Here is a 26,099-nt window from a genome sequence, read left to right as displayed (position 1 = left end):
GACCCGGTTCGGCATCGTCGATAACAGCGACAACGCTGTTGTTGGAATGCAGATCAATCCCGCCGTACATCATCTTCGCCTCCTCGTGGCCTAAAGTGAATCGATGATTGCGAACTCACTTTAGCTCCACCGCCTTCTTGCTAGCGAAGGCCGGCTAGATGATCTTCAGTGCATACGCTGCGGCACACATTCGCGACCCATCTNCTGGAGAACGGGGCCGACGTGCGCATCATCCAGGTGCTGCTCGGCCATGCCAGTCTGGCCAGCACGGCGCGCTATACCCAGGTCCCCACCCAGACCATCAGCAATACGCCAAGCCCGCTTGACCGGCTCCGCCCTGGAGGTCGTGCCGCCCGGTTAAGCGGCACCATGGCCCCGGTTCTGGAATTGGCGAAGCGTTTCGGGAAGAAACCCACTTTGAGCTCGCGCGGAGGCGCCGTTCGCTTACCGAGCTCTGGCATGTATTGCGACGGCAAGGTGAGCTTTTCCCGAAGAATCCAAAATGATGTCGTCGCCTTTTTCTGGGATGATCTCGCCCCCTGTTCCGACCAATTGTTGCGCCGTTCCGAGATGATATCTTTTTTTTGCGACGGACCCAACGGGTTCTGCAGCAGCAACAGCGCTCCAGGCGAAACCTGGACCACTCGGCAAACGCTGCGTGCAGGATGGGAGAAGCTACTTCACGTAAAGCTTGCGCGGGATGTTGCATAGTCCCTCGCAGCCGCTTTCCGTTACGGCGAAGGACTGAGTGATGGTGAGGCCATCATTCTTCAACCAGAGCCCTGACATCATATGGAAGCACATGCCAGGCTGCAAGACGGTCTTGTCGCCCTTGCGCAGGCTGGCAGTCTTCTCTCCCACCGCAGGCGGGTAGCCGATGCCGATCGGGTAGCCCAGCCGCTGCTCCTTTTCAAATCCATACTTAGCAAGGGTCGTCGCGAAGGCGGCATGGACCTCTTCGCAAGTTCTCCCCGGTCGGACAGCCTCCAGGCCGGCGTTGAGGCCCTCGACTACGACATCCACCAGTTTTTGATATTCCGGTGCAGGCTTTCCGACCACGATCGTGCGAGACAGATTGACTTGGTAACGGTGTCTGTTGCCGAAGAGTTCGAGGTTCACGATCGTCGAATCCGGCAGCCGCTTGTCAGTCCAACCGCCATGCGGTGTGAGAGCTCGTTCGCCCACACAGAGCATCGGCGGAGCGCACGAATACGTTCCCCCGAACTGCGGAGTGCCAGCCATCATCTGATGGTATAATTCCGCAGCAATGTCGCATTCCCGGACCCCAGGTTCAATGAAGTCGATGGCCCGCTGCATCATTGCATCCGCGATCTGCCCGGCTTGTCGCATCAAAGCTATCTCTGCTGGGCTCTTGACAAGCCGGATCCAGTTCACCAACAAATCGGCATCTATAAACGTGACAGAGGGCAGCGCCTTCACGAGGTCGGCATGGGCACGTGCCGAATAGTAGTAGCCAGCCATCTCAACGCCGATCCTTGCCTTCTCACCCACGATCTCCTTCACGACCTCGGCGACATAAGCGTACGGACTGAGGGCCGACTGCACGTAGGCATCGGGGAAGGCCCGGATGTTTTCTTCGGCGAGATAAGTCGTCATCGTCGCGGAGATCCTGTCCATTCCGCGACCGATCCAGATCGGCTCGTCGTGATCAAGGGCTACCAGCACCATCTGCGCGATGTAGAAGGAATAAGCATCGTAGCCTGTCAGGTAATTCGCATTGGCCGGCTCGGCGAGGAGAAGCAAATCGATCCCCCGCTTCGCCATTTCCTTCTTCACCGCCGACACGCGCCTATCGAACTCCGCGCGTTCAAAATGCAGTTCCCTTTCCATTCAGTTTTTCTCCAAGTTTCTGGTGGGCGATTGTGCCCAGCTCGTCGTTTCCAATTGGTTGCTGGCCTTCTTCAGACGCGCCCCTGCATCGCAGACAGCGTTGAACTTCGTCACCGAAATAACGAGCGATTCGACCGCATTCGTCTTCCTTGAAACCAAGGTTTGAATGCCGATTATTATCTGAGCCGCGATAACCACTGGATCGATGGTGTCGTGCGGCTTTGCCGCATGACCACCCCGGCCCTTGACGATGATCCCGAAGTCATCCTGAGCTGCCATGATTGGTCCGTGGCAGATGCCGAACCTCCCAATGCCCGTCCCCGGATTGTTATGCATGCCGAAGACGCGCGAGATCATAGCGCTCCATTACGCCTGCTTCGCATCTTTTGACCACCCAGGCAGTTACCGCCACCATCTTCTTCGGCGGGCTGGAAGATGAGCGCCACGGAACCTTTGAAGCTTCTTGCGCTAGCAAGGTATTTCGCTGCTCCGAGCAGCATAGCGGTATGGCCATCATGACCGCACGCGTGCATCTGCGCCTTTGTGGCCGAAGCCCACGGCTTGCCAGATTCTTCCTTAATTGGCAGAGCATCCATGTCAGCCCTAAGGCCGATGGTCGGTCCTTCGCCACCCTCACCCTGGATTACAGCCACGACGCCTGTTTCGGCAATGCCTGTTTCGATGTGATTGATGCGGAACGAAGCTAGCTTTTCAATCACGAAGCGCGCAGTATTGTGCAGGCGGTAATCCAGCTCGGGGTGTGTATGCAGGTAATGGCGCCATTCCGTCACCTCGGTTTGCAAGTCTCGAAACTTTTCGGTGCCGCTCATTTCTCCTCGGTCCGGTATGTCGTTAACGCGCTTCCACGCCCTCAGGGACAAATCTTTCAAGGAGCGGATACGCACATGCCGTTGCGTGGGTGACGAAGCACCACTGACACTCGGAATCCGACCAGGAAACAATTTTAGCCGTGCTCGCTCGCCTCCCGTACTCTTATCCGATTGATGCAGTCATCAATGTTAGCTTAGCTCACAGCGGCGAAGTGACAGCATTTTTCCCATGCACGCCGGAAGTATGCGATATTTAAACCTTAATCGCAGGATCCCTGCATTAAGGTCACCCCTCGATGCTTGTACCCTGACGGTCTCGCGCCGGCGTTCGTGTTTTTCGCGAAGGCGTCGACGATCTTCCTGGGGGACGTGATCGGCGCAGCTGTGTCAATGTCAGCATCAATTAATGCGATTTCGGCGAGCCAGACACGTATGTCGCGCCATGCGAAAGGTTTCGAGGCCTACATTGAGACAGGACAACCAGAGCCGCGAGCCGATCTCACTGGGCTCTGCTCTCTGCTTCCGCCGCAAAGTTGACGAAGAATCCAAGCTTGACATGGTGGATTCTGAAAGAGGATTGTCTATCGAGGGACATGTGGGGCGAATAATTGGTCCGTGCTCCGGCACCGCTTTATGATTTGAGCAATCGTGTCCGTAGCCGAGTGGCAAGAGCCGTGAGTTCTTCGAGCATTCCCTTATTGTGATGGGCGCCGTACTCTTCCGCGATTGCACCATGAATTGCAGACGCGAAAGACCCGAACAGTGACTCAGCTCGGAATAATGGACCCGCGACAGTGATCGCGAAGCTGCGGCTGCCGACCTCGACTGGGACGGCGACCCCTCCGAGATCTGGAGTGTAGTGCGACGCAGACTGGAACCAGCCGCGCTCACAACCTGTCATAAGGGTTTCTCTCACCTCAACGATATTGCGCGCCCCGTTTGGACCCCGCTCGTCGTAAGTCGCCTTTCGGAGAATGATCTCGCGGTCCTTCTCTTTAAGCTGCGACAGAAGTGCAAGACCTGAAGCAGTCAGATGAATCGGGACTCGCTTCCCCAGTTTCGCAGAGTAACGTACAGGTGACTCGGATTCCATGACATCGAGAAACACCGCGTACTGGCCGCTCGCAGCCGAAATGCAAACTGTTTCACCAGTTTCCTGGGCCAGGACTCGAATAATTCTAGTGAGCCCCTCGGGAATCGGTTGGGCTTCCGCGATTTCGGTCGCGAGTTGAAGCCACTTCGGCGTCGGATAGAACCCCTCCCGCACCTGCGGCTCATAAAGATATCCGCTCTCTGCGAGTGTTGAGAGAATATGGAACACGCTGGACCGAGGCCAACCAAAGTGGCCTACGACATCGGCTAGAGTAGCCGGCCGCTTTCTCTCGGCGAAATATTCCAAAAGCGAAAGTGCATTTTCGATCTGCTTAACCGTCATTCGCCTGTCCACGCCGATGCTAGCCGGAGTTCATGAATGCAGCAAAACGTCCGTATTTGACATTTCATACCCCGCTAGTACTATGTCTCAATATGGATAAATTGTCTATACATGTGAACAAAACGAGGGTAACTTGGGACCGCTTGCCGGACTCCATATTCTGGATCTCACCTCCGTTCTGATGGGCCCATTTGCGACGCAAACGATGGGAGACCTCGGCGCGGAAGTCATTAAAATCGAGCCTCCCGAAGGTGATGTCATTCGGCAGATCGGGCCGTCCCGACATCCTGGAATGGGGCCGCTATTCCTGAACGCCAACCGTTCCAAACGCAGCATTGCACTCGATCTTAAGAAGCCGGAGGGCCGAGATGCCGTGCTGCGACTTGCCCAGAATGCAGACATCGTGATCTCCAATGTGCGCCCTCGAGCGATGGCGCGACTCAGTCTTTCCTACGGCGACTTCGCCAAGGTGAATTCTCGGATCATTTATGCAGCGCTCGTGGGATTTGACCCCGAAGGCCCGTACGCTGATCGGCCTGCTTATGATGATCTGATCCAGGGCGGCGCCTGCGTTGCATATAGCTTCCAACGAGCAGGGTTGCGTCCCGCATATATGCCTTCGGCAATAGCCGATCGATTCGTTGGAGTCTCTGCCGTCAACGCAATCCTCGCGGCCGTCGTCGAACGTCATTCGTCGGGCCGGGGACAAAAGATCGAAGTCCCCATGTTCGAAACCATGGTTGCGTTGATGCTTGGAGACCACCTTGGTGGTTTGACGTTTGAACCGCCGCTCGACACCGGAGGGTATTCCCGTCATTTGTCACCTGATCGGCGGCCATACAGAACAAGCGACGGTTATGTCTGCGCTCTGATCTACAACGACGGCCACTGGACGCGTTTTTTTGAAGCCATCGGACGATCGGACATTCCACAAAACGACCCCCGGTTCTCCACCTTCGCGTCACGCATGGCCAACATCGACGGGGTCTACGCGGAACTCGGCCGCATCATGCTGACCAAAACTACTGCGGAATGGCTTCAGCTCTTTCACGCAGCCGATGTGCCAGCGATGCCGATGCACAGCTTCGAGTCCATCCTTGAAGACGATCATCTAAAGGCGACCGAATTCTTCCGGACTGTCCAGCATCCAAGCGAGGGAACTGTGCGCAGCATGGCCGTACCGGCTCGCTTCTCGCGAAGCACCGCCGAACCGACGAGGCTTGCCCCCCGTCTAGGTGAGCAAGGTGTCGAAATACTCACTGAAGCAGGATTCGCTATTGATGAGATCGATCGAATGAAAGCTTCCGGCGCGCTGAACATTCCTGCGGAGGACTAACACTATGGAATTCGCTCTTAACGAAGTTCAGCAGTCGGTAAGCGAGGCAATCGCCAAGCTTTGCGATCGGTTTGACGATGCGTATTGGCTTAAGCGCGATCGTGAAGGTGGCTTCCCGACTGACTTCTATGACGCGATGGCTACGGAGGGATGGCTGGGCATCTGCACTGCCTCGGAACATGGAGGCTCTGGGCTAGGAATTATGGAAGCCGCCGTGATGATGCGCGCGATTTCCGAGTCTGGTGCCGGACTTTCAGGTGCCTCTTCAGTTCACATCAACATCTTCGGCCTAAACCCCGTCTCGGTTTTCGGCACAGAGGAGCAGAAGCAGCGAATGATCCGACCGATAGCAGAGGGCCGTTCGAAGGCATGCTTCGGCGTGACAGAACCGAACACGGGCCTGAATACCACTCAACTGAAACTGCGCGCGGAAAAACGCAGCGACCGCTACATTGTCAACGGGCAGAAGGTCTGGATTTCAACCGCGCAAGTCGCCCACAACATATTGCTGCTCGCCCGAACGACTCCATTGGAAGAAGTCAGGAAGCCGACCGATGGCCTGTCCCTTTTCTATACTCCGTTGGACCGCGAGCGTATCAAAGTGGTCGAGATTGACAAGATGGGCCGCAAGGCGGTCGATTCGAACGAGCTGTTCTTTGAAGATTTCGAGATACCCGAACAGGATCGTATCGGCGAAGAGGGCCGAGGCTTCGAGTACATCTTGCATGGAATGAATCCTGAGCGCGTTCTGATTGCTGCTGAGGCCGTCGGACTGGGGTTCGCCGCGTTGAGAAAGGCGGCTGACTACGCACGCGAACGCATCGTGTTCAATCGGCCGATTGGCAAGAACCAATCCATCCAGCATCCGCTAGCAATTTGCCACGCCAACCTCGAGGCTGCCTGGCTCGCCACCATGAAAGCTGCCTGGGAATACGATAACGGGCTGCCATGCGGTGCATCCGCGAATATCGCTAAGTACCTTGCAGGTGAAACAGGCTTCGATGCTTGCCAGACGGCAGTGATGACGCACGGAGGCTTCGGCTACGCTAAGGAATATCATGTGGAGCGTTATCTGCGGGAGAGCCTGATTCCCCGGATAGCGCCCGTGTCTCCCCAACTTGCTCTCAGCTTCATTGCCGAGAAAGTGCTGAACCTCCCAAAGTCGTATTGAGAGCGTGATGATGCCCGGTCTTTATTTTGAAGATCTTAAGCCCGGTCGTCGCTTTCGCGACGCGCACCGTGTCGGAAGCCGACAATATGATGTTCAGCCTAATGTCAATGAAATCTTCAGCCGTTACATAGATGCGCATTTCGCCGAGACGACCGAGTGGGTCAGCGGCTTTTCAACTCGATGTTCACGTTGGCGATTATGGTCGGGCTTTCGGTCCAGACACCACCCTTGGGACAACCATCGGGAACTTGGGAATGTCCGAAGTCAAATTTCCCGATCCTGTTTTCCATGGAGACACGCTACGCGCCGAGACAAGTCTAGTGGCCGTGAGGGAAAGCAGATCGCGGGCCGGCCTCGTCGAGTTCGAACATCAGTGCTTCAAACAAGACGGCCTGCTTGTTGCCTCATGCAAACGTATGGCCCTGATGCGCAAGCGTCCCTCAGAGGGGGCATGCTAAATGCGTATTTTTTTCGTTCCTGGTGAGAGCCGTAACTTCGAGGGGCCATGGGACAAAGCATTCCGCTCGTCTGCCAGGATTGGCGAATACCAAGGCAGCCTATCGATTCTTCTCTAATGACCGGGTCAGCGAAGCGGACATTCTGGCCGGACATTTCCAATCGACACGTGATCGTGCCGCCGCCGCTGAAGGCACAACCGAGTTTAGGTGTCAACGCGAGAAGTCAGAAGCGACCGGCATCACCAAGAACGTAAACAGTGGACGGGATAAGGCGGGTCGCCTCAGACCGCACACGATTTGCGGCATCCTGATGCATTCGAGCCTCGCGGGTACAATCGAGGGCGCGCCGCTGGGGTTGGCGGCTGTTAAGTTCTGGACCCGGAAGAAACTCGAGGGGACTACAGCACTTAAAAAGAAGCTCAATCCGACCCGGATTCGTTCCCCGTGAAGAACGCGGGCGAATGGTGATTTAAGCGATCTTTTGAGCCGGGACAGTTTCGGTGAGCACTGGCACGCAAGAGTCCTGCGAGCCATCGCAGGAGCAGGCCGAAGTTGTAGTCGGCCACGGCGAGGATGGCGTTGATGCGATCGCCAGCGCGGCCTTTGAGATAGTTCCGGTCCGTGCGGTGCTCAATCTTGCGGCGGATGTCGCGGATGATCCGGCCAAGCCGTGTCTGCAGAAGCTTGAGCTGGCGCCGGGCGAGTTTGAACTGGTGGGCGTGGGTATAGCGGCCGATCATTATGGCGGCGCTTGGCCAGGCGAATAGCTCCGGCGCAGCGGCACACGGTTTCGCTTGGCAACCCGACCAGCTTGATGATTGCTCGATGCATCAGCCGCGCGTCGGTCGGATGAGCAATCGCCTCGGGCTGTACCGTGGTATCGACGACCACCCACTCCAGGTCCTTAGGGCCGATGGCGCCAGTCTTGTGCGCCCCAACGACAGACTTTCCTGGATCAGAGCGACGAGCTGTTCCTCGCCCAGCCGATGATGCCAGCGTGACATCGACGATCGATCGAACGGCAGCCGGTGGCAGAAGCTCAATACGCCACAGAAGTATTGGTAGTAGAGATTCTCGATCCAGCGGGCGCACAGCACCTCATCCGACAGGTTGTGCATGTGCTTCAGAATGAACAGGCCGGCGACAAGCCGTGTCGGCAGTCCAGGCTGCCCCGGCCCTGTTTGGCACACCGAACCAAAGCGCTCATTCGGAAACTTCCAGTCGATCAGTGCCGCCAACCGCACCAGCGGATGGCCCATGGGCGGCGGCGATCAAGGTGAGACGTCGTATTGCAGCATGTAGCGATGTTCCCGATAGACCTATTGGGCGTGGTCAAGGCCGCCAGCCGCCGAAGGCGGTGGCGCAACGCGCCAGCCTTGAGCATGGTCGATCACCGGTCTACTTCATGCCGCCGTTCCTTCATCCAGCAGCGGCGGGCTTTCCGGCGATGTGTCGATCACGTCGTTTTATGCTGCGTTTTCCCGGGAGCTAAACAACAGTGCGCTTGCTTGCTCGCTGCGCCACGATTTGAGACGATGTTGAAGAGTTCGGAGCACTTTTCTCGGGTAGACCCCCGGGGCATTCTGCCTGAAGCTTGCACAGGAGTTCGCTGCCGGTCCGCCACGGCTCGGCCTCGAACCATTCGCGCAGCCGTGGCGTAACCTTGACGAGCGGATCAGGGCGCCGTCGCTCTCGCTTCGGCCTCGCAATTGGCCTGTCGGTCGGGCGGACCGCCCCCTCTTTGCACGCGATTCGCAAGCTCGACAAAAACTGTTCGATCGGTGGCGCCGCAGTTGGATGGCTTGCTGGGGCGGCGTCGGTGAGACTGGCCAGCTTCTCCTGCACGGCTCGGATATCGCGCAGTAAGGCGACCGGATCCAGTCGGGCATAAATTTCATTGACGCGAGCGCGACGGCATCAGGTGTTCTTGCTTCGGAAACCAGCCGCTGATCCGGGGTCGCGGGGGCGCTATACGTTTTGTGGAGACGCGCTCCATCGCGCTCCTTTCGTATTAATTTGAACGATGGCTGGAAAAAGTTCACGAACAAGCGGGCCGAACGATAAAGCTGCGCCAGCAAAGCAGCCGCTTCGAGCCCCTCAAATCGACTGTAGCCGACCATTCGGCGGACCACCGCGCCGTTGTTCTGCTCGACAAAGGTCTGATCGTTCTTGCGATAGGGGCGACAGCGCGTGAAGACGATGTCAGCCTGTTCGCAATATTCTTTCAAGGTCTCATTCATGAACACAGAGTCGTTGTCGGTGTCCAGACCCAGGAGCGCAAACGGTAGCTATTTACGAAGTTCGGTCAGAACCGTGCTCAACAACCTCTGTTCGCGCACCAAGTGGCGCGCATTCCGTCCAGCCGGTCGCGATGTCCGTGAGAACGAGCGTCTGGACGAAGCTGCCCCGCGCCGAAGGACCGCTGTGAGCGACAAGATCGGCCTCGACCAAACCGGGCGCAGAACCTCCCCAATCCGCTGACGTACGAACGGGATGCTGCGTCGCAGAGCACTTGCTACAGAGCGACGGCGCTGCCGGCCGCTTTGCTCGCGAATGCTTCGAAGCGCCCGGTCGATCGTCGCCGCACTCGTCGACAATAATTTGGCCCGAACCTCTGGCGTCAGGTCGATATGGCCGTGACGCTCCATTGATTCAATCAAGATCGGCAGCAGGGCCTTCAGACGCTTGCCGCACACCCGGTCTGCGGCCTCCCCAAGCAGTATCAGCGCATTTCTCTCGGCGTCTTGGTAGATCTGCGCACGATTGCGGCGCCCCGCTGTCTTAGCGCCGCGCCAAAGCAGACTTCAGTTCCTTGCGCGTTGCCATGCTCAATCGCCTCATCGTTGCCCCTGCGCTCCCTTGCCATTGGGGAGCAATTTACGTGAGGCAACAACTCAGCATTCAGGAGCATTTCTGGCGACGCAATGCGACATGAACTACTGACTGACATTGTCCCCCGAGGCCGCTGCGGCCAAGGCGGGTTCTTCGAAAGCGAGCGCGTATCGGATCGAGGACGATTTGCGTCTGCCATCGCAGAAGAAGGTGCCGAGGGGCCGGCGTATCCGCTGGTGCCCTATTGGGACGCCGAGATCATCCCGATCCTGAAGGCTGCGCCCGGCATCCGCGTTATCGGCGTGCTGGACGAGCTGCGCCGCCGGCATCCCGACGTCACCCCCAACATCCGGCGCACGCTGGAGCGAGCATTCATGCCTGGCGGGCGCTCAACGGCCCCGAACAGGACGTGATCTTCCGCCAAGAGCACGAGCCCGGCCGTCTGGGTCTGTCCGACTTTACCGATACAAGCGCGCTCGGCGTTGCCATCGCGGGTGAGGCGCTCGATCACCGGCTGTATCACTTCCGGCTGGCGTTCTCCGGCTTCGACCATGCCCATGTCGTGCTCGGTGGCGAAAGCTTCGTCGCGCTGGCAGAGGGCTTGCAGAACGCCCTGTGGGCGCTCGGCGGCGTGCCGCGGGAGCATCGCAGCGACAGCCTGTCGGCAGCATTCCGCAATCTGGCGGCCAACGCGCGGGAGGATCTGACACAGGGCTACGCCGCATTGATGGGCCATTACGGCATGGCACCAACGCGCAACAATACGGGCATCGCACACGAGAGCGGCTCAATCGAGAGCGCGCACGGCCATCTCAAACGAGCCCTGGAGGATGCGCTATTCCTGCGGGGCACGCGCGACTTCGCCAGTCTCGATGCCTGCCGGGCCTTTGTCGACGAGATTGTCGGCTGCCGCGACGCCAACCTCGCCAAGCGGATCGCGCTCGAGAGGGAAGCACTGGCGCTACTACCGAAAGGCCGCACGACCGAGTTCGAGGAGAAGGGTGATCCCGGTGACGTCGTCAGGCGGCTTCATCCTGCGGCGCGTGTTCTAAGTGTGGATTGCGACCGGCCACACCGATATGCGTCGCGGCATGCAAAGCCTGGCTCTTACGGTTCAGTAGAACTTGAAGCGCGATCCTCATTTATGTGTCGGACGAGATTATGTGGCGGAGGCGCCCTAACGCCAGCCAGTGCCGGCCACGGCTGGATTCCTCCGCCACATAATAATCAGATGCTGTCAAGGAGCTGGAGGATGGCGTCGTTCGGCCGGAATCGCGCGCTGCGGTCGCCTGAGACGCCCGCCTTCTCGACTCCCCGGCGCATCATCTCGACATCCGCGGCGACGTAGCGGTGGGTTGTGGCGACCTGAGCATAGCCAAGCCAGGCCTGGATCGTGAGGATGTCCATGCCTGACCGGAGTAGCTTCTCGGCTAGGGAATGCCGGAAGATGTGCGGGTCGCGCCGTCCCTTGCCGCGAAGCCGAACCTGCGAGACAACTGGAGGTCGTTCGGGGACGCCGGCCGCTTCGGACACGCGGGCGCTGGTTCTCGCCAAAAAGAGCAGAAGACCCTGGTCGCGCCAGCCGCGGGGCGAATCGGGGGCGGCGACGATGGCGCGTCGACTTCGGCGCTGGTGAGGTGGTGTATCACCTCGATGTGCGCTCGTTTAGTGGTATCGTCAGAACCCGTTGAGCGACGCCGAAGGAGGCGGGATCGGCGGCGACGTAATGGAAGAAGGATCGGATAGCGGCTAGTCGGGCGTTGCGCGTTGCGACGGAGTTGCTCCGCTTCTCCTCGAGTTCATCGAGAAAGGCGAGGAGGAGATCCCGATCGAGATCTTCAAGGACCAACGCCGCCGGCTTCTTCGGCAAAACGCACCGCGGCAAAGAGTATTAGCATGCGCAAGGCGTCGCGATAGCTGGCCAGGGTCGCGGAGGTGGCGTTGCGCTGCTTGATAAGCCGGCGACGGAAGTACGACTCTAGGAGCGGCGCAAGAAGGTGTTCGCTCAAGCGGTGCCTCCGTCGAGAAAGGCGCGTTCAGCCGCGATGGCGAGAAGATCTGACCAACCGGTGAGGTAGTAGGCCGTGTCGCTGTAGCTGGCATGGCCGAGATAGGTGGAGCAACGGCAGCAGCGCTTGAACATCTGCACGCTCTTGGTACCAAAGCCTGAGCCTGGTCACGCGAAACTGCTGGAGATCGTGGGGTCGCAGGCGCTTACTTACCATTGCTAAGACCCGAAAGCTTGCGGGCCTTCACGAAGTTGCTTTGCAGGCCGGCCGCCGACAGACGGCAGCCTCGCGAGCTGAGAAAGAAGGCCTCGTCTTTGGGCCTGGAAAACACGGCGTCGCGCCCACGGGCGTATCGACGAAGAGCCGCCTGGGTCGTGGGGTGAACAGGAACCAGGCGGTCTTTACGGAACTTGGTCTTACGGACGAAGACGATCCCATTGGTCAGATCGACGTCGCCGCGATCAAGCCTGACCACTTCGCCCGATCGTAGGCCTGTGCTGGCCAATAGTCCGATCAGCGTCGCCATCGTGAGGCCCCTGAGAGGGATAATTGGCGAAATGAAGCTGCATGCGTCGATAAGTGACGCCAGGTCAGCCTCGCTTAAGATGCGCGGCGGCGGAATCGCCCTGGACCTGGGAAGGCTTTGCGCTCCAAGACCTCGGTCCGGGGCGTAGACGACCAGATACTCGTAAAATCGGCGAAGCACGCCGTGACGAACGGCGCGACTGTTGGCGGCGCCGCCGAACGGCAGACGAAGTCCAGCGCCATTGTCCGGGTGGTGGGCGCATCCAGCTGAGAGGCGTAGCGAACGAAAGCCCGCAGGCGTGCCGGCTTGCTTGTTGAAGGCGTAGCCGAGGGAGCGGCGCAGCTCGTTCTAACGCCCGACCTTCTCGCCGAGGAATGCGGCGAAGGCTGTCATGCGGCGCCTCCCGGAAAGGGGAGCGCGACCTCAGCGAGCTGCGAGTCCGCGACCTTCACGTACAGCGCCGTTGTGTTGATGCTTCGGTGCCCATGAACATCGGCGAGCTCGTTGATCGGTCTTCGTCGCCCGACGAGCTGCGTGGCTAGACTGTGGCGCAGGAGATGCGCACCCTCCGCCACCGAGAGCGACCCCGCCATGCCGCAACCGCTTCCGCAGATCCTCGAAACCGGCGACGCAGGCCTTGAACGGTCCCACGGATGGCGCTGAAGGACAGGAACAGATATCGACTATCGACCTTCGGTCGAGCCCAGGACGTAGTTGGCGAGCGCGGCGCCGGCCTCGTCGAGCAGCGAGGCCGCCCGGTCACGCTTGCCCTTGGTGCGCCGGACAAAAACCTCGCCAGCTCGCCAGTCGATATCCTGGAGCTGAAGAGCCGGCAGCTCGCCGTTGCGAATGCCTGCGGTGGCGACAGCAGCATGACCGGCCCGACCGCGAAGGTCGATCGGCGTCGCCTTGCCGATCGCATCGATGGCGCGGCGAACATCATCCCACGAAAGTCGGGACGGCAAATGGGCCAGACGCCAATGGGACGTTCTTGGAACAACGGAGGCCAGATCCAGCTCGTGGTGGCCAGCCCAATGCAGAAAGCGGAAAAACGTTGGGATGTGAGAGGTCGCCGCCGTGCGGGAGGTCGCCGATACTCGACGGCAGCCAGGACATCTCCGCCATCAGTGTTTTGATGGTCTTGACCGGGTGGCGATGGCGGAGCCAATCGAGAAAGCGCCGCGCGCCCAAGAGAGCGCCATCGCGGGACCTTGGCTCAAGGCCTCGTACCCTGCTTAGATAGTCCGAAAAGGAGCTCAAAAGCGCGGCGTCCGGATCATCGACTACACTGGGCGCCGAGGCAATGAATCATTGGCGCCACCCGCCGCGCGTGTTGAAGCGCGGACACTGCTGCAATCCGCGGCGAGTCCGTAATGAACGTGGGTAGATAGCGATCGACGATAGCTTGGCCGATCGGCCGTGAACCGCAATGTGCCGCAGCAAAATGGCTGAACCGTGCAATCCGGCTCAGATAAAGCTTAGCGGATGCTTGCTCGTAACCGAGCGAGAAAAAGTGTCCCGCAATGCGATCCATCTCGGCGCCGAGCGCCCCGTTATGAAGGCGCTTGAGCCCGCGATACGAAAAATAGAACTCGAGCATTGTGCCCCTCTGGTATTGCAGCGCAGGGGGATCCCGCGTCCGCACGAGAGGCACCAAATATTATGTGGCCGAGGAATCCAGCCGTGGCAGGCCCAGGCAGGCGTTAGGACGCCTCCGCCACATAATCTCGTCCCACACTAAGAACGGTTATGTTACGCGCAACATAACCGTTCGGCGGCGACCTCTATGTGTTCCGTGGCAAAAGCGGCAAGCTGATCAAGATCCTTTGGCACGATGGACTGGGCATTTCGCATTCAAACTACACCTCCTTCGACTTCGGCTGAGGGTTTTGGCGCCATTGCCACCTTGAGAGCGGTAGCTCGATCGACGAGCCGATTCCATCTGCTGCATTGCTTGCGCGGCAGGTTCGATACTGGAAGTTCGTACAGGTAATGCTGCCCATCATAGGCGTGCTTGGCAATGAGTCCATGTTCGGCCCACCTGGTGAGGGTCGTTTCGTGGATGTTGAGCCGCGCAGCTGCTTCCTGCTTTGTCAACATTCCGAGATCTCGCAGCCGGTCATAGCGCGAGCGCAGCTTGTAGCGATGGGCGAGATAGGCAACCCGCAGGGTCGTGAAGCAGGTCTCGTGGCGGCCAGGGCGCGCTGATCCACCCGGGCGGCGATATCCTTGCTGGTTGAGAAGTTCGGCAATCTCGGAATAGATGTGTTCGTCGAGAAGCTTGTCGACCAATTCGACGATATCGGGTTGCGTCCTCACCTGCTGTGCGGAAGATTTTGGGCTCGGCGTGGTGAGCGTTTGGATTTTGCCGCCTTTGAAGCGGACGTGAACCTTGGTAGTGCCTTCCGCCGGCATCTTGATGAGGGTGGCATCCTCGATGATGTGGGCGAGCAGTCGCTTGCGTTCGCGGTTTGGCGTATCCGGATCTGCCCAGAGCCTGTTGAAGTCGACCGTCATCGCGATCAGCCGCTCGCGGACAGCTTCATCGAGGATCAGCTGATCCTGCTCCCGAGCGCGCTCGCGATCGTCACGGGCTTTGGCCAACACGCGAAGCTTGTCGTCCCATTCGCCTTCGAGCGTGTCGGCGACGAGGCGATTGTTGCGGGCGACCAACACAAAGCGCCGCTGGGCAAGATCGGCTTCGATTTGGGCGCGTTCGATCGCGCGACAGCGCAGCCGATCCGCTTCTTCATACCGCGCTTCGATCTCTTTCCGAATCTCGAGCGACAACTCGACGGCAGCCGGCGTCATCTCCTCGCCAATCAGCATGCCGATGGCTTTGTCGATCGGAGGACCGGCGATTGACTGACAGCTGGGCTCGCCGCGATCGCCGTTGGCGCGGTCACAGATGTACCAGGCTTCCAGCCGTCCGCGCCGGGCCGCGTAGCGGATGCGGAAATGTCTGCCGTATCGCCCGCACACCGCGCGTCCCTGCAGCAGCGCCGCGCCTTCCCGCGGAGGCGATGCGCGCGCCACCTCATATCCCTGACCGTTGGTCTTAAGAACCCTGAGGTTCTCCTGGAATCGCTCCCAGCTGATGTAGCCGGGATGAGCATCCGGGATGCAAGCCAGCCAGTCATCGTGGTCACGCCGCTGCAGGGTCTTTTTACCATCGATGGCTCGTCAATAGCGCCGCCGCCCATAGGCATAGGCGCCGGCGTAGCGTGGGTTGTTTAGGACTCGTATCGCCGTCGATGCGGTCAGCGGTCGGAAAACCGTTGTCTCGCTATTACGCAGACGCGACGGAAACAACAGGCTTTCCTTGCGAAAAGCTTTGACGGTCTGGCATGCCAACCCCACCCGCGCGAACGTGTCGAAGAAATGGATGATCGTCCCCCTGATCTGCGTGTCGGGATCGAGCGTCACGTTACCGGACTGGTCATAGATCAGCCCGGTTGGCAGGGTGCAGCGATACTCGCCGCGCCTCACTTTGTTCAGGATCCCGCCGCGCAGCCTTCCTTTGATCACATGTAGCTCGGCTTCACTCATTGTGCCTTTGAGACCGAGCAGAAGGCGGTCATTGATGCTTGTCGGATCATAGACGCCACCCTCATCGAGGATGAGGGTGTCGCATGGCGAGCGGCTCCTGCTGCAGGCTGACGGCGCCACCGTATGGTCCGTTCCTCCGCAGTGGACCGATCTCATGGGCTTGGACCCACAGAAGTCGTCATGGGTCACGGACGGGCGCTGATGCGCGCTGTCGACCTGATGGAGTTGGCCGGCCTGGTGAAGCGACTTTGCCGGCTGTATCGTCGGCCGACGCAGGGGAAGCTCTCGCCCGAACAATGGGTGAAACGGATGCGTCACCCGCACAAACTGCAGCGGCGAGTCTGCATTCTCAGTTGAGGTACAAGCGGCTGGCGCGCGGCCGCTCCCTGTGCTCGTCGTCGGCTAATGGCGTGGTGACAATCACCCCAGCCCAGCTTGGCTACCTGCTGGAGGGCATCGACTGGCGGATGCCGCAACATACCTGACGACCGTAGGCGGCTGGCTGATCGCTGGGATTTGGATCGGTGGCACGATCAGCGGTTCGGACAGAGACCGCGTCTTGTGATTCTCTGGTCGGCGATGGGCACTGATGATTCTCTTTCCGACGAAGTGACCGCACTGCGGACGATGCTGCACGCCGAGCGAGCGGCCTGGTTGGCCGCGGAAGCCGAGGCCTGGGCGGGGACCCTTCTGATCGAGAAGCTCAAGCTCACGAATCAAGAAGCTCCGGCACGAGCAGTTCCGACAGCCTCCGAGCGAGGCGCATTGCTGGATCAGCTCGAGCTGCAGCTTACCGAACTGGAGCAGAACGCGGCGCAGATGGCAGCCGAGAGGATTGCGGTGCCATCGTTCGAGCGCCGCAAGAAGAATTTCGCGCAAAAGCAGTAATTCACCCCGAGCATGTCGAGATCGTCAACCAGGCTTTCACTCCGAGCGAAGCCGAAATGGTGTGGGCACAAGAGGTAATCGCGGCATTTGAGGCTCAACCTGGAGCCGGGGTGATCCGTATGGACGGAAAGATGGTAGATAAGCCCCCTGCTCGATCTGTTCTTGCCGCCGGCGGCGACCATCAAGGTAAGCCTTAAGATTTTTGCGCTGCAAGCCAACTGTCCGACACTGACCATCGGGGACGCGGCAATGCTGATGGATTGCGATTGCAGATGCAGCCAAACGTTCAGCAAATCCGAATAAGCCTAGCAGATCATGTGAGCGGACGTGCTTTCGCCCCCGCTTCAGCTTGCTTCGGAGAATTGGTCCCTACATGACATGATGCGACTGGCAAGCCAATTTTCCGAGATCAGCAACCGGCACCCGAATATGCACACCTCTCAAGGACAATGCCCATGCCAAAGCACTTCAGACGAGACTTGGACCGTTCGGCACTGCGCGCAAGCTAGTAGACCAGTTACTTCAAGTAAAGGTTGTGCGGGATGTTAGAGTGATGGTGTTGGCGTCATTCTTCAACCGAGGCCCGACATCATATGGAAGCACATGCCAGGTGGGAGTTGTTTTCCTCGGCCAGACAAGTTGTGATCGTCGCAGAGATTCTGTCCATTCCGCGACCGATCCAGATTGGCTCGTCATGATCAAGGGCTATCACAACCTGCGCAATGTAGGAGGAATAAGCGTCGTAGCCTGTATGGTAATCCGCATTGGCCGCCTTACCGCAGCAAGGCTGCCTATCGAACTCCGCGCGCACAAAATGCGAGTCCTTTTCCATAACTCCCGGAGGATCTTTGATTCCCTGACGTGCCCCTCTCCAGAATTGCCTGAGGGCATCCAAGGGATGCCCTCAGCCTGGTGGTCGGATCGCGGCCCCAATCCAATCGCGAGCAGGATTGAACAGCATGCCAACTGAGGGCAAGCTGCACTCACTAGGGTTCTATTCGTTCCAAAAGAGTTTGCGTTCCATTTTCGTGATCCGCTCAGGGCCGGCTTCTGTGACCAGCACCGTTTCGCTGATGCCTATACCCTTCGCCATTAAGAGCATGTGAAATACCATTCCAGGTTCCAAGACCCAATTGGCGTCTGGCAGGAACTCTCTCAAGCCTTCGGTTGAACTTGGCCGGATGTTAAGCCCCATTGAGTAGCCGGTTTTGTTTGTATAACTCTGTCGATATCCCGAAGCCAACACGGGCTTCCGAAACGCGTCATCAATACGGGCTGCGACTGTTCCCGGCTTCATCAAAGCGATGCCGTGGTCTTGGATTCGAATGAGCGTTTCAGCTACCTTCATCTGATCCGCGTTGGGTCTACCGGCAATAGCGGTGCGCATCATTCGGGCATGGTAATTTTGATGGATGCCGTTCAGCTCGAAATAGATCTGCTCTCCCTGCTGAAGCCGCCGATCAGTGAAGCCGCCGTGAATGACGTCGCTCCGGTCCCCCGAGATAATTACTCCATTAAGTGGCAGCTCACCTCCTGCTAGGATAATTCCGCCGAACGCGACGCTTGCGAGCTCGCGTTCTGTTGCGCCTGCCACAACTCGTTCAATGCCCGCTTTAACGCCGGCCTCGACAGCGGCAGCCCCCTTGCGAATACATTCTATCTCGATGGGCGACTTCGTAATTCGCAAGTGGTCGACGATCTTAGGTTCTGCGACAAAAGACGCGTGAGGCAGCTTAGAGCGAAGACGATTGTATCGCTCTGGGGTCAAAAACCACGAGTGCTCGTCTACTCCAATCTTACCGCCACCAAGGTCCAGTTGATCGAGAGCCCTTTTTGCTGCGTCTATCGCGACTTCGAGAATGTCAACCGTGTCGCTATAGAACGTCCAATCTTTGACCCACGAGCTGACTTCTGCGGCAGGGATTTCTACGTCGCGAACGACAAGAATGGGATCGCCTTTGGCCGGTACTACCAGCGCGTGATAGGCGTACCAACCCGGACCAGGATCAAAACCAGTCAGGTAGATGATGTTCTCGGGTTGATGCAGGAGCAGAATTGGAAGTTTGGCCTTCTCCATCTCCCCCTGAGTTCTAACCAAACGCCTGCGGTACTCTTCGAGTGGGAATGCCATCGACCTGCTCCTTGCTTTTGCCATCCCGGATGGGTTTGCTGAAATCGAAATTGGAACGACGCGCGCTCGCCTAGCTTGAGCCAGTCGCCTCGGACCAAGCCCGCGCAGCCCGCAGCAGCGACGACAATGTCGGACTTGCGACAGATGTCCGGCAGGTTTTGGGTCTGAAGCTGCGCACTTGTCACGGTACATCCGGCATCGCCCAGCAAGACTGCGAGTGGCTTTCCGACAATGTTAGAGCGACCAATAACAACAACGTCGAGCCCGCTCAAATCGCTCACAACGGTATTGATGAGATGGACAACACCGAGCGGAGAAGGAGCGAGACATGGTTGACCGGCCGCCAACCGTCCAACATTGTATGGATGGAAGCCGTCCACATCCTTGGCGGGATTGACGGCCTCCAGCACGCGCCAACGGTCAATGTGCCCATGCAACGGAAGCTGGACGAGAATGCCGTCGATCGAATCGTCCGCGTTAAGGGTTTCGATTAACCCCAGCAGCTCGGCTTCACTGGCATTGCTCGGCAGCACGAACTGCTGGGACCGCAATCCCACGGACTGCGCCTGTCCGGTTTTCGACTGCACATAAACCGAACTCGCCGGTTCCTTGCCGACTAGCACCACGGTCAAGCACGGGGTAACCTGACATTTGGCTCGGAGGAACGCCACATCGCGCGCAACGCGAGCCCTGACGGTCTCAGCGATCGCCCTTCCATCAAGGAGGATAGCATTCATTAGTATTCCTGAAGACTGAAAGTAGCCTTTTCTTTCTTCTAACCGAAGAGCAGTTTCTTTTGCTGCGAAGCGGCCTGAAAATGTGCAGAAAATCGCGCAAAACCTAACATATTACGCACCAAACGGACGGGCATGGCAATCTCGTTGAGCAAAGGTGAACGCCTCGCCGACTTGACTTGATAAGCGGCAGTCGTTTGCGGCTGGGCTCCGACAACGACGGCTCATCGTGCTTCATTGAAGACTAGGAACACGGATTCCGGCATAATTTCCCAAGGGGCCGCCAAAGCAGCATCACGTGGTTCGTATTGCGAAACGGCCACAGCATCAGATTTCAGTTTCCAAAAGAAAGTCTGAATCCTCGAACCGATGTCACTCAGCTAATGTTGACTAACGCTTGATTCGCACTGAAGCTTTCGTTGTTCAGATGAAGGGGTTTTTAATCGTCATTGTGTTTCTTCAGGTGTTGCATGATGATGCTCTCGAGCTTGGCGACGCTCTTGGAGTCGGCGTGACAAATGCGGTTTGGGTGATCTCAGCGAAGAAGCGCTCAACAATGTTGAGCTGGAAAGCCGAGGCCGGCGTGAAGGGCAAATGGAAGCGTGCTTGAGCCAACGCTTTACGGTCGGTGCGTTATAAGTTGCGCAGTTGCTAACGACTAAACAGAGATCGTGGCCAGGTTGGATGATGATCGATCAGCTTGAGAAGCCCAAAAACTCTCGGTGTCGATGTGCCGATGACCTTGCCTACCTTCGCGCGATACGAACTTTGCCACTTTCCAGATGAGGCTTCTGCGCATGTGCAGGTGTAACTCACTATTCCCCGCGGCGGGATCGCTCAATTGCACCTGAAGGACAATTAAACGCAACCTCGGTCTTTAACGACCGTCAATGAATATTGATTGCGGGCATGCTCTGGATTCTGAAGAATTGCTCGGGGCGCTGCTTGCTCGATGACTTCGCCGCCATTCGGTCGACGACCTCGCGTGCAAACCCCATTTCGTGCGTGACGTGACCCATCCAGCGGCGGTTAAAGTCTAGGTGGTTTTGCAGCGAGACCGAACTTTGGACCACCCTGAACTAGAGTTTTGCGCCTCTGATCACGTCGGCGGCATGGATGCGCCGACGCGGTTTTGCAGCAAAATCGGCGGCCGATTGCCGATCGCCCCATGGGGGCGTTCTTCGTTGTACAACAAGGTTTAAGAACGCCCACAGAACCGTTTTTCGCGGGGTACTGATCAGGAGACCATCTATGCGCCAAGGCACGGCAACGATCGCCTGTTGCTCGGGCTCAAGGGCAGCCTAAATGAGTACGAGCTGGATCTATTGCGCCAGCGCTCGCTCTCGGCCCGCTACGAAAAGGCGCGCCGGGGCGAGTTGGTTGTAGCGGCGCCGGTGGGCTTCGTGAAATCCGGCGACCGTTATGAGAAAGATCCGGATCGGCGGGTCCAGGAAGCGATCAAGCTGGTGTTCGACAAGGTCGAGGAGCTGGGCCGCGCGCGACAGGCGCTCTGCTGGCTCCACGAGTACAATCTCGATCTGCCGGTGAAGCAGACCAACGGCGACATGGCCTGGCGGCGACCGAGCTACTCCGCCATCCACCGGATCTAACTAATCTTACTGCGTCATGATTTTTCTGCGCGTGCGTGGTGCTGCGACGGCGCCGCAACAAGGGCATCGTATGAGCGTTTTGCTGAGGGCCCGGCTCAGCCGCACGCGCATGGTTGCGATCGAGTTCGGGACGTGGCGTTCAGGCCGCAAAGGTCTGGGTTGATAATTGTCGGGTAAGGGAGGGACCTGGACTGGCGCGGCGGAACGAGTTTCTGAGGGGGGAATCGTCGCCTGTTCGGCCATGAGGAAGCCGTAGGCCGCGATGCACAGGGTTGCGTGATGATGGAAGCCACGCCAGCCGCGCCCTTCGTAGTGACCGAGCCCGACCTCCTGCTTGAGCTCCTGATAGTCGCGCTCGATGCGCCAGCGCAGCTTGGCCAGATCGACGAGCTGCATGAAGCTGACGTTTTCCGGCAGCGTGGAGAGCCAGTATTTGGTTGGCTCTGCTTCGCCCTCCGGCCATTCGATCAATAGCCACTCAGGCGACAGCTTCTCGGGGATCAGTTTGTTGTACCCGACGCGGACACGCACACGCGCGAAGCGCGAGGATAGCTGGTCGGCCGAGCCTTCCCGCCACGTCACCGTGCGCCAGGCCTGCTTCGGTAGACCGAGTGCCACTTTTTTGGCCGAGACCAGTTCGGGCTCGTCGCGGCGGCCGGTGTTGTTCATCGGCTTGTCCATCCGCCGTGGGCTGCTGCCAGGGGCCCACATCAAGATGGTCGGCACGATGCCGACCACGTAAGGCGCGCCCAATTCCGTCATGCCTGCACGCAGCCGCGCGTCCCTGCCGTAGGCTGCATCCATCAACGCAACGCCACGTGGCAGGTCGCTCTCGCAGGCCCAGCGGATTTGCTCCAGCGCGATCTGCCGCTTGGTCTTGAACTTGATCTGCTGCGGCACGCCTGCCTTCTTCCGCCGGGCACGATCCTTCTTCCAGGCTTCCGGCAGGTACAACCGATAGGCCACCGGGAGGCTGGCGGCATGATTGGCAACCGACAGCGACACCGCGACCTGGCAATTGGCCTGCTTGCCGAGCTGCCCGCAATATTGGTGGTGCACGCCAACCGAATGCTTGCCTTGCTTGGGGAACGAGGTGTCATCGATGATCCACGCCTCGATCGGTCCGCTCTTCTCGATCGCCGGCAGTACCATCTCGCGCACCTTGGCCAGCACGTCCTAAGGCACGGAACGAATGGTTGGCGCTGAAGCCCAACACCCACGATGGTACGTGAGCTGGGAGAGGTTCGAGGCGATCCGCAACATGGTCAGCAGCAATGTTCCCACCGGTCGGCATCACGGCGCGCCCAAGCATGGTGAGGCGCTGCTGGCCGGTCTGATCCGGTGCAAGCGCTGCGGCCAGCCCGCGCCTCGGTTATGTGCCGAATGCGACTTACCCCCAAGTCGCCGCTTTTCTCGCAATTACCGCAAGCTTCAGGAGATCCTCAACGAGATTTGCGCGATCAATGCCGAGCTTCTGCGTCGCCGCGAGAGTCTCGACTAAATGGATCCGGCTGTCGCAATGCTGGATTTTACCAGGGCGAGCGCCATCATCGCCAACATGATCGAATCCTATCTCGCTGCAGGCCCCGTCGCTCAACGCGGAAGGAGCCAATCATGCTGAATCCGAAGATTGCCGATCATCATCTGATGCGAAAGGCCTGCATCTACATTCGCCAGTCGGCGATGGCACAAGTGCGATTCAATCAGGAGAGCACAGAGCGCCAGTACAATCTAGCGGACCAAGCGAAATCGCTCGGCTGGACTCCGGAGCAGATCCGAATCCTCGACGGGGATCTCGCCCAGTCGGGAGAACTGATGACCAAACGCGACGACTTCAAGACCCTTGTGAGCGATGTGGGCTATGGGGCAAGTCGGTGCGATCTTTTCTCTGGAGTCCTCGCGCCTGGCGCGCTCGAACAAGGACTGGCATCGATTGCTGGAACTGTGCGCTGTCACCAAGACATTGGTGTTCGACGGAGATGGCTGCTACAATCCGTCCGACTTCAACGACAGCCTTGTCCTTGGCATGAAGGGCACGTTCGCTCAGGCAGAACCGCACATCATTCGCGCGCGCCTCCACGGCGCTAAACTCAACAAAGCGCAGAAAGGTGAGTTGCGTTTTCCCTTGCCGGTTGGTTTGGTATTTGACGGCGACAAAATCGTTCTCGATCCCGACCGGGAAGTGCAAGGCGCCGTCAGGGCGGTCTTCACATTGTTCGAGCAAGAAAACAGCGCCTACGCTGTGGTTCAACGCTTCCACCAAATCGGCCTTCTCTTTCCGCGTCGGTCGTACGGCGGTGTCTGGGAGGCAAGCTCATATGGGGTCGGCTGACCCATTCACGGGTGATCGGCGTTCTTGCGAATCCATCTGACGCCGGCACCTACGTGTTTGGGCGGTATCAATCTTGTAAGAAGATAGGTCCCACCGGCGAGAAACTCAATCGCGCCAGATGCCACAAGATCAATGGCGTGTTGTTATTCCGGACCACCATCCGGGTTACATCACCGGGGATCAATTCCTCGCCAATCGCAGACGCCTGGCAGCGAACCGGACCAAACAGCGAGGTTCTCGCTGGGCCTGCACGTGAGGGACTCTGTTTGCTGCAAGGCATGTTGTTTTGCGGCATTTGCGGGCGGCGTCTGAGTACACGCTATACCGGCAACGGCGGTCTTTACCCGAGTTATGACTGCAACTCGAGAAGTCGGGACGCATCGCCGCTCCGGCACTGCATGTCTTTGCCGGCAAAGCCGCTGGACGACGCTATTGCTGCACGCCTGTTGATCGCCGTCACGCGACTGACAATCAAACTTGCACTTGAAGCACTGACCAACTTGGAAGCGCGAGACAAAGCGATTTCTGCGCAATGGCACCGAAGGATCGAGCGAGCCCGCTAGGATGCTGACTTGGCAGAACGCCGTTATGAGGAGGCGGACCCCAGTAATCGCCTGGTTGCCAGAACGCTCGAAAAACGCTGGAATGACACATGCAGCGGATGATAGAACTCGAGGCTGTGATTGCCGACTTTGAGCTTCAAGCAATGCGAAGCCTCACAGCCGAACAAAAGCAGCAAGTCCTACAGCTCGGCAAAGACTTTCCTCGCCTATGGAATGCAGCGACCACGTCAACTTGCGACCGCAACGACTGCTGCGTTTGCTGATCCGCGACATCACGGTCGTCAAGAGTGCAGAACCCCAGCTGTTGCACTTGCAAATTCGCTGGCAAGGCGGAGCGACCGAAACTATCGATGTCCGTCGCCAGCCAAACCGCGCCGAGGCAATCTGTTATCCCGACACGTTCGTTGCAAAAATCCGCGCCATGGCGGAAAAATACGACGATAAAGAGATCATCGCGCGGCTCAGAGGCGAGGCGCTGACAAGCTCAACCGGCAAGCCGTTCACGGTCAGCATCATACGTTGGATCCGCTGCAAGCATCACGTCCCCAGTCCATCGCGTCCCGCCCGAAGACTTACTGTCAGCCAGGTTCGTGAGAGATATGGCGTCAGCGTGTGGGTCGTCCATTGCTGGATCGAGCGCGGCGTTGTCTCAGCGGCGCAACGCAAACCAAACATGCCATATGCTATCACCATCGATGACGCCGCTGATCGACGTCTACGAGAATGGGTGGCACATCTTCATCCACAATCCCCAACGCAAGCGCATGAGGTGTGTTATGCGCGGTGCATCGGCACACCTAAAGTCCTTTCGCCGCCCATCTTCTTTGGAATGGAGACGGCGAGTCACCGGAGGTGGAAAGTACGCCCCCGACGACATCCGATTACAGATCTTGTAGAGATTCCCTGCAAGGTCTTTCTCGAACATCTGGAAGGGCTGTCCGTCCACTGCAGCCGCTCCGCGATTGGATTTGACCGCCTTGTACGCTTCGCACACTCGCCGCTTCTCAATCGAGAACGGCTTGTTTATCGCGCTGTTCGAAGTCATCCTGTTTCCAGTTGGTCCAAGAGTACGACTACCTGACCCATCCCTTTGCTCCGTCCCCATTACAGGGCCCTCAACGCTCCTACGGATCGGTCCGCCCTAGTCTCTTGCATCAGTACTCTCGTCAGGCATCTGGCGGACTTGTCCCAGGATGACGAGACGGTCCTGGTTTTGACGACACTTGAATTCATAACGACGCGTCTTCGGAGGGTTCACTTTCGTTCGTCTTTCGGACACTCACCTGCTTGGTATATTCCGAACTTCTGATCCGNCGCTCACCACCACAGCTCTTTACCGCAGCAGCTCGGATTGGTTTGAGACCCGCCCCTGAAAGCTGATCTCGGGGGGCCCGCCCCCATCTTTCCCGCAGCTTCACCATCGGTTTAGTTCATGTTGAACTCCTTCCGCTGTCTGCAGCATACTCTCGTCGATGAAGATCAGCTGCCCAGCTTCGACGCGAACTTGAGACTTCGTCCACTGGGCTCGCCGCCGCGCGACCTCGGGTCGATCGCGTTCGCCAGCCGCCACGCTTTTTTTTGAAGCTGAGCTTCTCGGCATGCACGAAGTCCCACACCGAGTGGTAGTCGACCTTCAGGCCGCGACTGGCAAGCTCGGCNACGAGACCGCGTATGGTGAAATCGCCGTCCCTGATCCGCTGCGACAGCCAGACCGCGTGGTCTCCCGAAACCGCCTTCGGCTTGTGACCGCCCATCTGGCCCGGAGCAACGCTGCCGGTCTCATCGACCCGCTGCATCCAGCCGATGGCAGTGCTGATCGCGACCCCAAACTGTTTGGCGGCCCG

Annotated in this window: 23 protein-coding genes and 11 pseudogenes; 14 read left to right on the top strand and 20 right to left on the bottom strand. The window is 58.6% G+C overall.

Going from position 1 to position 26,099, the window contains the following annotated elements; translation table 11 throughout:
* Positions 1 to 165: 165 nt before the first annotated feature.
* Positions 166 to 361, top strand: a pseudogene (locus YUU_RS62600) (tyrosine-type recombinase/integrase); the annotation flags it as partial.
* Between the two features lie 314 nt (positions 362 to 675).
* On the opposite strand, the gene YUU_RS0141350 reads toward YUU_RS62600, so the two are convergent.
* The 3 genes and pseudogenes from YUU_RS0141350 to YUU_RS53700 all read right to left on the bottom strand — a co-directional run bounded on the left by YUU_RS0141350 (position 676) and on the right by YUU_RS53700 (position 4,116).
* Positions 676 to 1,851, bottom strand: a complete 1,176-nt coding sequence (locus YUU_RS0141350) for a Xaa-Pro peptidase family protein (protein WP_027527485.1) — start codon at positions 1,849 to 1,851, stop codon at positions 676 to 678.
* 96 nt (positions 1,852 to 1,947) lie between these two features.
* A pseudogene (locus tag YUU_RS53705) lies at positions 1,948 to 2,681 on the bottom strand (amidohydrolase); the annotation flags it as partial.
* A 631-nt stretch (positions 2,682 to 3,312) separates the two neighbouring features.
* Entirely contained in the window at positions 3,313 to 4,116 is an 804-nt protein-coding gene (locus YUU_RS53700; RefSeq protein ID WP_051390175.1) for an IclR family transcriptional regulator, read from the bottom strand.
* 133 nt (positions 4,117 to 4,249) lie between these two features.
* Between YUU_RS53700 and YUU_RS0141335 the strand changes: the two genes are divergently transcribed.
* The 4 genes and pseudogenes from YUU_RS0141335 to YUU_RS57575 all read left to right on the top strand — a co-directional run bounded on the left by YUU_RS0141335 (position 4,250) and on the right by YUU_RS57575 (position 7,529).
* On the top strand, positions 4,250 to 5,452 hold the full coding sequence (locus YUU_RS0141335) for a CaiB/BaiF CoA-transferase family protein (RefSeq protein WP_027527484.1): 1,203 nt from the start codon (positions 4,250 to 4,252) through the stop codon (positions 5,450 to 5,452).
* Positions 5,453 to 5,456: 4 nt separating this feature from the next.
* Positions 5,457 to 6,623 carry an acyl-CoA dehydrogenase family protein gene (locus YUU_RS0141330; RefSeq protein WP_027527483.1) on the top strand — a complete coding sequence of 389 codons (1,167 nt, stop codon included), beginning with the start codon at positions 5,457 to 5,459 and terminating at the stop codon, positions 6,621 to 6,623.
* 10 nt (positions 6,624 to 6,633) lie between these two features.
* Positions 6,634 to 7,081: pseudogene (locus YUU_RS57580) on the top strand (MaoC family dehydratase).
* Positions 7,082 to 7,160: 79 nt separating this feature from the next.
* Positions 7,161 to 7,529, top strand: coding sequence for a hypothetical protein (locus YUU_RS57575; protein ID WP_245288268.1), 369 nt, complete (start codon positions 7,161 to 7,163; stop codon positions 7,527 to 7,529).
* 181 nt (positions 7,530 to 7,710) lie between these two features.
* On the opposite strand, the pseudogene YUU_RS53695 reads toward YUU_RS57575, so the two are convergent.
* A pseudogene (locus YUU_RS53695) lies at positions 7,711 to 8,340 on the bottom strand (transposase); the annotation flags it as partial.
* A gap of 207 nt (positions 8,341 to 8,547) precedes the next feature.
* Positions 8,548 to 9,855 (bottom strand): annotated as a pseudogene (locus YUU_RS60620) (ISNCY family transposase); the annotation flags it as partial.
* Between the two features lie 169 nt (positions 9,856 to 10,024).
* Between YUU_RS60620 and istA the strand changes: the two are divergent.
* A pseudogene (istA, locus tag YUU_RS61910) lies at positions 10,025 to 10,962 on the top strand (IS21 family transposase); the annotation flags it as partial.
* Positions 10,963 to 11,140: 178 nt separating this feature from the next.
* Here istA and YUU_RS61905 read toward each other — a convergent pair.
* The 7 genes and pseudogenes from YUU_RS61905 to YUU_RS0141285 form a co-directional block, all read right to left on the bottom strand.
* Complete coding sequence (locus tag YUU_RS61905; protein ID WP_027527481.1) at positions 11,141 to 11,320, bottom strand: hypothetical protein; 180 nt, start codon at positions 11,318 to 11,320, stop codon at positions 11,141 to 11,143.
* Positions 11,321 to 11,558: 238 nt separating this feature from the next.
* Entirely contained in the window at positions 11,559 to 11,762 is a 204-nt protein-coding gene (locus YUU_RS63050) for a site-specific integrase (protein ID WP_371260577.1), read from the bottom strand.
* The gene (locus tag YUU_RS61900; RefSeq protein WP_245288267.1) at positions 11,752 to 11,922 is read right to left on the bottom strand and encodes a hypothetical protein; all 171 of its coding nucleotides are present in this window, start codon (positions 11,920 to 11,922) and stop codon (positions 11,752 to 11,754) included. The genes YUU_RS63050 and YUU_RS61900 overlap by 11 nt, the downstream gene beginning before the upstream one ends.
* Positions 11,919 to 12,056, bottom strand: coding sequence for a hypothetical protein (locus YUU_RS61895; RefSeq protein WP_245288266.1), 138 nt, complete (start codon positions 12,054 to 12,056; stop codon positions 11,919 to 11,921). Before YUU_RS61895 ends, YUU_RS61900 begins: the two co-directional genes overlap by 4 nt.
* Before the next feature lie 71 nt (positions 12,057 to 12,127).
* Positions 12,128 to 12,628, bottom strand: coding sequence for a tyrosine-type recombinase/integrase (locus YUU_RS61890; RefSeq protein ID WP_245288265.1), 501 nt, complete (start codon positions 12,626 to 12,628; stop codon positions 12,128 to 12,130).
* Positions 12,629 to 12,837: 209 nt separating this feature from the next.
* Positions 12,838 to 13,413, bottom strand: a pseudogene (locus tag YUU_RS53675) (tyrosine-type recombinase/integrase).
* Positions 13,414 to 13,724: 311 nt separating this feature from the next.
* On the bottom strand, positions 13,725 to 14,048 hold the full coding sequence (locus YUU_RS0141285; protein ID WP_027527479.1) for a hypothetical protein: 324 nt from the start codon (positions 14,046 to 14,048) through the stop codon (positions 13,725 to 13,727).
* A gap of 179 nt (positions 14,049 to 14,227) precedes the next feature.
* Between YUU_RS0141285 and YUU_RS63045 the strand changes: the two are divergent.
* Positions 14,228 to 14,332, top strand: a pseudogene (locus YUU_RS63045) (hypothetical protein); the annotation flags it as partial.
* On the opposite strand, the gene YUU_RS61885 reads toward YUU_RS63045, so the two are convergent.
* Entirely contained in the window at positions 14,303 to 14,740 is a 438-nt protein-coding gene (locus tag YUU_RS61885) for a hypothetical protein (protein WP_245288264.1), read from the bottom strand. The pseudogene YUU_RS63045 and the gene YUU_RS61885 sit on opposite strands and share 30 nt — an antisense overlap.
* Here YUU_RS61885 and YUU_RS61880 point away from each other — a divergent pair.
* Positions 14,714 to 15,313, top strand: coding sequence for a hypothetical protein (locus YUU_RS61880; RefSeq protein WP_245288263.1), 600 nt, complete (start codon positions 14,714 to 14,716; stop codon positions 15,311 to 15,313). The genes YUU_RS61885 and YUU_RS61880 overlap by 27 nt on opposite strands.
* A 318-nt stretch (positions 15,314 to 15,631) precedes the next feature.
* On the opposite strand, the gene YUU_RS61875 is transcribed toward YUU_RS61880, so the two are convergent.
* Positions 15,632 to 16,117 carry a hypothetical protein gene (locus YUU_RS61875; protein ID WP_245288262.1) on the bottom strand — a complete coding sequence of 162 codons (486 nt, stop codon included), beginning with the start codon at positions 16,115 to 16,117 and terminating at the stop codon, positions 15,632 to 15,634.
* 441 nt (positions 16,118 to 16,558) lie between these two features.
* Between YUU_RS61875 and YUU_RS0141270 the strand changes: the two genes are divergently transcribed.
* A complete protein-coding gene (locus YUU_RS0141270; RefSeq protein ID WP_156944814.1) occupies positions 16,559 to 16,885 on the top strand; it encodes a hypothetical protein in 327 nt (108 codons plus the stop codon).
* A 994-nt stretch (positions 16,886 to 17,879) separates the two neighbouring features.
* Here YUU_RS0141270 and YUU_RS0141255 read toward each other — a convergent pair.
* Together YUU_RS0141255 and YUU_RS57560 are read right to left on the bottom strand one after the other, a co-directional pair.
* Complete coding sequence (locus tag YUU_RS0141255; protein ID WP_245288261.1) at positions 17,880 to 18,962, bottom strand: Xaa-Pro peptidase family protein; 1,083 nt, start codon at positions 18,960 to 18,962, stop codon at positions 17,880 to 17,882.
* The gene (locus YUU_RS57560) at positions 18,902 to 19,753 is read right to left on the bottom strand and encodes a bifunctional 5,10-methylenetetrahydrofolate dehydrogenase/5,10-methenyltetrahydrofolate cyclohydrolase (protein WP_084801844.1); all 852 of its coding nucleotides are present in this window, start codon (positions 19,751 to 19,753) and stop codon (positions 18,902 to 18,904) included. The genes YUU_RS0141255 and YUU_RS57560 overlap by 61 nt, the downstream gene beginning before the upstream one ends.
* Positions 19,754 to 20,147: 394 nt before the next feature.
* Here YUU_RS57560 and YUU_RS0141245 point away from each other — a divergent pair, with 394 nt between their 5' ends.
* On the top strand, positions 20,148 to 20,360 hold the full coding sequence (locus tag YUU_RS0141245; RefSeq protein ID WP_156944813.1) for a hypothetical protein: 213 nt from the start codon (positions 20,148 to 20,150) through the stop codon (positions 20,358 to 20,360).
* A gap of 670 nt (positions 20,361 to 21,030) precedes the next feature.
* Positions 21,031 to 21,360 (top strand): hypothetical protein, encoded by a 330-nt coding sequence (locus YUU_RS53665; protein WP_035664763.1) that lies wholly within the window; start codon positions 21,031 to 21,033, stop codon positions 21,358 to 21,360.
* 153 nt (positions 21,361 to 21,513) lie between these two features.
* On the opposite strand, the pseudogene YUU_RS53660 reads toward YUU_RS53665, so the two are convergent.
* A pseudogene (locus YUU_RS53660) lies at positions 21,514 to 22,533 on the bottom strand (IS701 family transposase); the annotation flags it as partial.
* A gap of 88 nt (positions 22,534 to 22,621) precedes the next feature.
* Between YUU_RS53660 and YUU_RS61865 the strand changes: the two are divergent.
* From YUU_RS61865 to YUU_RS63040, 3 genes are all read left to right on the top strand, one after another.
* Positions 22,622 to 22,861, top strand: coding sequence for a hypothetical protein (locus YUU_RS61865; protein WP_245288260.1), 240 nt, complete (start codon positions 22,622 to 22,624; stop codon positions 22,859 to 22,861).
* A 360-nt stretch (positions 22,862 to 23,221) separates the two neighbouring features.
* A complete protein-coding gene (locus YUU_RS53655; RefSeq protein WP_027527472.1) occupies positions 23,222 to 23,692 on the top strand; it encodes a recombinase family protein in 471 nt (156 codons plus the stop codon).
* Positions 23,693 to 23,970: 278 nt separating this feature from the next.
* The gene (locus YUU_RS63040; RefSeq protein WP_084801843.1) at positions 23,971 to 24,255 is read left to right on the top strand and encodes a zinc ribbon domain-containing protein; all 285 of its coding nucleotides are present in this window, start codon (positions 23,971 to 23,973) and stop codon (positions 24,253 to 24,255) included.
* Positions 24,256 to 24,642: 387 nt separating this feature from the next.
* On the opposite strand, the gene YUU_RS63035 is transcribed toward YUU_RS63040, so the two are convergent.
* From YUU_RS63035 to YUU_RS61860, 3 genes and pseudogenes are all read right to left on the bottom strand, one after another.
* Positions 24,643 to 24,771: a hypothetical protein gene (locus tag YUU_RS63035; protein ID WP_371260576.1), complete on the bottom strand. Its 129-nt coding sequence runs from the start codon at positions 24,769 to 24,771 to the stop codon at positions 24,643 to 24,645.
* 273 nt (positions 24,772 to 25,044) lie between these two features.
* Positions 25,045 to 25,300 (bottom strand): annotated as a pseudogene (locus tag YUU_RS63030) (group II intron reverse transcriptase/maturase); the annotation flags it as partial.
* Between the two features lie 405 nt (positions 25,301 to 25,705).
* Positions 25,706 to 26,099 (bottom strand): annotated as a pseudogene (locus YUU_RS61860) (IS630 family transposase); the annotation flags it as partial.

The organism is Bradyrhizobium sp. Ec3.3 (genome assembly GCF_000472925.1).
Taxonomy (GTDB): Bacteria; Pseudomonadota; Alphaproteobacteria; order Rhizobiales; family Xanthobacteraceae; genus Bradyrhizobium.
Note: the sequence above shows the minus strand (reverse complement) of the source record. Positions and strands in the feature narration are given on the sequence as shown.